At 75.0% G+C, this 2,568-nt stretch carries 2 protein-coding genes and 1 pseudogene; 2 read left to right on the plus strand and 1 reads right to left on the minus strand.

Annotated features, from left to right (window positions below):
• Window positions 1-483, minus strand: a 483-nt coding sequence (locus HMPREF3105_RS09730; RefSeq protein ID WP_070709437.1) for a TetR/AcrR family transcriptional regulator, incomplete at its 3' end; no start/stop codon positions are given.
• Window positions 484-610: 127 nt separating this feature from the next.
• Here HMPREF3105_RS09730 and HMPREF3105_RS09735 point away from each other — a divergent pair.
• Together HMPREF3105_RS09735 and HMPREF3105_RS09740 are read left to right on the plus strand one after the other, a co-directional pair.
• The gene (locus HMPREF3105_RS09735) at window positions 611-1,954 is read left to right on the plus strand and encodes an acetyl-CoA C-acetyltransferase (RefSeq protein ID WP_036315208.1); all 1,344 of its coding nucleotides are present in this window, start codon (window positions 611-613) and stop codon (window positions 1,952-1,954) included.
• Window positions 1,955-1,986: 32 nt separating this feature from the next.
• Window positions 1,987-2,568: pseudogene (locus HMPREF3105_RS09740) on the plus strand (3-oxoacyl-ACP reductase); the annotation flags it as partial.

A 2,568-nucleotide genomic window follows, 5' to 3' on the forward strand; every position in this document is an offset into this window, starting at 1 on the left:
CGCCGGCGCCGGGGCGTGGCCCCGCGCGGCCATCCCGCGCGCCAGGCCCGACTCGAGCATGGCGTAGACGCGCTCGAGGAACGGGCCCAGCACAGGGGCCTCGGCCGCGGCGGGGGACGGGGCGACGGCGAACGCGTACACCTCGGGCGACGTCGCCGCGACCGTGAGATACACCTCGACCATGCGACGCAGCGCCTCGGGTTCGGAGACCGGTTCGTCCGCGACCTCGAGCAGGCGGCGCTCCATGTGGGCGGTGACCCGCTCGGACACCGCCAGGCGCAGGCCCTCGCGGTCGCCGAAATAGCGGTAGTAGACGGTCTTGGAGGTGCCCGCGTGGGACGCGATCTCCTCCATCGAGGCGTGTGCGCCCAGGGCGTGCACGGCCGACCGGGCGGCCCGGACCAGTTCCAGACGGCGCTCGGCGCGGTGCCGGTCCCAGCGGACGCTGCGACCGTCCCGGGCGGTGGACGTGACGGGATTCACGAAACCGAGCGTATCAGGTACTGTGGATCACAGTCACCCACCCCGCCGACGTCCGTATCGTCCGTATCGTCCGGGGTGACAACGCCCCCGCCGCGTCGGCGGTGGGCCCGCCGTCGAGAGGACCGTCATGACCCACCACGAGACCCCCGCGTCCGAGACCGCCTCCCGCCCCGCCGTCGCCGGTGGAGCGCTGCGCCCCGCCGTCATCCTGGGCGGCAACCGCATCCCCTTCGCCCGTGCCAACACCGCCTATGCCGAGGTCGGGAACCAGGAGATGCTCACGGCCACGCTCGACGGCCTCGTCGCGCGGTTCGGGCTCCAGGGCGAGCGCCTCGGTCAGGTCACCGCCGGCGCCGTCCTCAAGCACCCGCGCAACTTCAACCTCACCCGCGAGGCCGTCCTGGGCTCCGCGCTCTCCGCCGCGACCCCGGCCGCCGACGTCCAGGTGGCCTGCGCCACCGGCATGGAGGCCCTGGGCACCCTGGCCAACAAGATCCGGCTCGGTCAGCTCGACTCCGCCATCGGCGGCGGCGTGGACTCGATCTCGGACGCACCCGTCTCGCTCTCCGACGGTGCGCGCCGCGTGCTGCTGCAGCTGAACACCGCCAAGACCATGAAGGACCGCCTGCGCGCCCTCGCCCAGCTGCGCCCCGGGCAGCTCGTGCCCGAGCCGGCCGGTGCGGGCGAGCCGCGCACCGGCATGTCCATGGGCGAGCACCAGGCCCTGACCACCCACAAGTGGGGCATCACCCGTCAGGCCCAGGACGAGCTCGCCGCGGCCTCCCACCGGAACCTCGGCGCCGCGTACGCCGCCGGGTACATGGACGATCTGGTGACCCCGTTCCACGGCCTGGCCCGCGACAACAACCTCCGCCCCGACTCCACGCCGGAGAAGCTGGCCGGCCTGAAGCCCGCGTTCGGTCGCCAGCTGGGGGACGAGGCGACCATGACGGCCGCCAACTCCACCCCGCTCACCGACGGCGCCTCCGCGGTGCTGCTCTCCTCCGAGGAGTGGGCCGCCGAGCGCGGGCTTCCCGTGCTCGCCGAGTTCGTGGACATGGAGAACGCCGCCGTGGACTTCGTCGACGGGCACGAGGGCCTGCTCATGGCCCCGGCCTACGCCGTCCCGCGCCTGCTGGCCCGGCACGGGCTCACCCTCGACGACCTCGACTTCGTGGAGATCCACGAGGCGTTCGCCGGCACCGTCCTGTCCACCCTCGCCGCCTGGGAGGACGAGGAGTACTGCCGCGAGCGCCTCGGGCTGCCGGGTGCGCTGGGCTCGGTGGACCGCGCCCGGCTCAACGTGCACGGCTCCTCGTTGGCGGCGGGTCACCCCTTCGCCGCGACCGGCGGCCGCATCGTCGCCCTGCTGGCCAAGATGCTGCACGAGAAGGGGGAGGGCTCCCTCGGCCTCATCTCCGTCTGTGCCGCCGGCGGCCAGGGCATCGTCGCCCTGCTCCGCGGCCGCTGAGCCCCGACCGACCCGACCCGAGAGGACCGACCATGACCGACCGTTACGGCACCTTCGTCGCCTCGCCCCTGGGCCGCCGCCTCACCGGCGCCCTGGGCCTGCCTCAGCCCGTCGAGCTGCGCCGGCACACCCCCGGCGACCCCGTGCTGCCCGGCTCCGTTCTCGTCCTGGGCGCGACCCCCGCAGCCGCGGACGCCCGCACCCTCTTGGCCTCGTGGGGCCTCGAGGTCGCCGACGCCCCCCGGGAGGGCGCCCGCCACGCGGCGATCGTCGCGTGCTTCGACGGGGTCGCCACGCCCGCGGACCTCGGCGCGGTGGCGCTGGAGATCGGCGGCGCGCTGCGCTCGCTGGGCTCCTCCTCGCGCGTGGTGACCGTGTTCGAGGACCCCGAGGCCGCCACGGACCCGACCCTGCGCGCCGCCCGCCAGGGCGTGACGGGCCTGACCCGCTCCATCGCGCACGAGATGCGTCGCGGCGGCACGGCCAACGGCCTGGTCCTGGGCGAGGGTGTGCCGCTCACCGCCCCCGGTGCGGCCGGCGCGCTGGCGTTCCTGCTCTCCGGCCGTGCGGCGTACGTCTCCGGCCAGTTCGTGCCCGTCGCCACCGCCGACGGC

The organism is Micrococcus sp. HMSC31B01 (genome assembly GCF_001816085.1).
In the GTDB taxonomy this organism is placed as follows: Bacteria; Actinomycetota; Actinomycetes; order Actinomycetales; family Micrococcaceae; genus Micrococcus; species Micrococcus luteus.

What these genes read in the sequence shown, in the direction of transcription:
- HMPREF3105_RS09735 (WP_036315208.1), top strand. Translation starts at nt 611, where the DNA reads ATGACCCACCACGAGACCCCCGCGTCCGAGACCGCCTCCCGCCCCGCC.